Origin of the sequence: Bradyrhizobium sp. CCBAU 25360 (assembly GCF_028128695.1) — a bacterium.
GTDB lineage: Bacteria > Pseudomonadota > Alphaproteobacteria > Rhizobiales > Xanthobacteraceae > Bradyrhizobium > Bradyrhizobium ottawaense.
On record NZ_LBJA01000015.1, the window covers coordinates 1 to 1,345 of the forward strand.

Consider the following 1,345-nt stretch of genomic DNA (forward strand, 5'->3'; position numbering starts at 1 on the left):
CGCACTAGGGCATGCACATATCTCTGAGGCTCCATCCTGCTGCGACGGCGTTGAAGTATTCGAGGCCGTTTTTGAAGGTGATCGGGCCCGGCGGCTTGGACGATGGGTAGCCATCCCACCCGCCGAGACGGCCGATGATCCAGGCGGCCCAAGCGAGACTATCGGGCGGATGTGGGTTCTTTAGTCGCTTGCTCGCGGCTTCGAGTTGCTGGTTGAGGGCTGTGAGCGCGCCAATTTGGCCGTTGTCGAAGGCCGCGAGAATGGGCTGGCGACCACCATTGCGGGCCTGCAGAAGCTGGATGGTGATGACGGCCGCCTTGGCGGCGATCGCAACCAGCTTGAGAAGCCGATCGGCGGATCCGATCTGACTGTCTTCGAGCTTGAGGCCTTGTGTCTTCAGGATGCGGAAGAACTGCTCGATGATCCAGCGCTGCTTGTACCATTGGACGATGCGCCAGGCGTCCTCGATGCTGGTGACCTCGTGAGAGGTGAGAAGCCGCCAGTGCAGCGGCTCTATGCCGGTTTCGGCGTTAATCTCGCGCACATCGACCACCGCCAGCGGCAAGCTTTTCGGCAGATGGTGCAATAACTTATTCTGCGGGCGGGCGAGCTCGATTGCGCCAAAGCGAAGTTCGAGGTGGGCCAGGCGAGCCGGCCGCGCGGCGCGCGCAGGCAGTTGGATCATACGCTGGTCCACCGCGGCCATGGCATCGCTGGCCTCATACAGGCTGCTGCGGTCGGCAAGCTTGCGATCATGCATGCTGCGCGCGATGACGTGGAAATGTTGCTTGGCCGAGCTGGCATAAAGGGCAAAAATATCGCTCTCGCGGTCACCCAGCACCGTCACCGCCGCGGCCTTGGTGAGCAGCGGCCTTGCCGCCACGGCAGTCGATATCCAGCGTTGCGATTCCTTGTCCGATAATTCCCGATCATCATGCGAGGTCGTGCGGCGACCTGCGCGCGTCCATATCTGCCCGCTCAAAAGCCCAAGACAGCTGCCGTCGTCGGCGTCCACAGCCAGCAGCGGGTGCAGCAGCACGCCGTGGTTATTGCCTTTGCCGATTTCTCCGAGCCCGCGCCGGCGTTGCGGCGTGGTGTTGAAGTGGATCTCGCTGGTGTCCTGGATGGCCAGCACGTGGCGGCCTTCCACGGCAGGGCCCGTGCTATTGCTCCAGCTTTCGATGATCCGATCCACCGTCACCTTGTCATGGCCAAGAAAGCGGTTGAACCGCACTTCCAGCGCGCGGTTCCCCCTGGAGAGCTGCCGAAGGCAGACAGTTTTGCCCGCAACCATGCGTTCAGCGAGCGCCGCCCCCCTTTATCGAGACGACGATCCCCGAACCGG

At 62.7% G+C, this 1,345-nt stretch carries 1 protein-coding gene; it reads right to left on the bottom strand.

Annotation, left to right across the window (positions count from 1 at the left end; all coding sequences use genetic code 11):
• Positions 1–4: 4 nt before the first annotated feature.
• Positions 5–1,294 carry an IS4 family transposase gene (locus XH81_RS04785; RefSeq protein ID WP_038974636.1) on the bottom strand — a complete coding sequence of 430 codons (1,290 nt, stop codon included), beginning with the start codon at positions 1,292–1,294 and terminating at the stop codon, positions 5–7.
• Positions 1,295–1,345 lie beyond the last annotated feature (51 nt).